Source organism: Nocardiopsis sp. TRM 82005 (genome assembly GCF_056312425.1).
Window position 1 is genome coordinate 1 of sequence record NZ_JBWDTQ010000080.1, and the last position, 624, is coordinate 624.

Consider the following 624-nt stretch of genomic DNA (forward strand, 5'->3'; position numbering starts at 1 on the left):
AGTAGAAGCCCGCGAACATCGCGAACACCACGGTGCCGAACACCACGTAGTGGAAGTGCGCCACCACGAAGTAGGAGTCGGTGACGTGGAAGTCGATGGGCGGCGAGGCCAGCAGCACACCGGTCAGACCACCGAAGAGGAAGGTCACCAGGAAACCGATGGAGAAGAGCATCGGCGTCTCGAAGGTGATCTGGCCCCGCCACATCGTGCCGATCCAGTTGAAGAACTTCACACCGGTCGGAACCGCGATGAGGAAGCTCATGAAGGAGAAGAACGGCAACAGGACCGCGCCGGTCGGGAACATGTGGTGCGCCCACACGGTCACGGACAGGCCGGTGATGGCGATGGTCGCAGCGACCAGGCTCTTGTAGCCGAAGATCGGCTTGCGGCTGAACACCGGCAGGACCTCGGTCACGATGCCGAAGAACGGCAGCGCGATGATGTACACCTCGGGGTGTCCGAAGAACCAGAACAGGTGCTGCCACAGGATCGCCCCGCCGTGCTCGGCGTTGTAGACCTGCGTGCCGACCATGCGGTCGGCGCCCAGGGCGACCAGGGCGGCGGTCAGCACCGGGAACGCGATGAGCACCAGGACACTGGTGAGCAACGTGTTCCAGGTGAAGA

At 63.3% G+C, this 624-nt stretch carries 1 protein-coding gene; it reads right to left on the minus strand.

The window, feature by feature from the left end; translation table 11 throughout:
* Positions 1–624, minus strand: a 624-nt coding sequence (locus AC0T5L_RS27160; protein ID WP_476168341.1) for a cbb3-type cytochrome c oxidase subunit I, incomplete at both ends; no start/stop codon positions are given.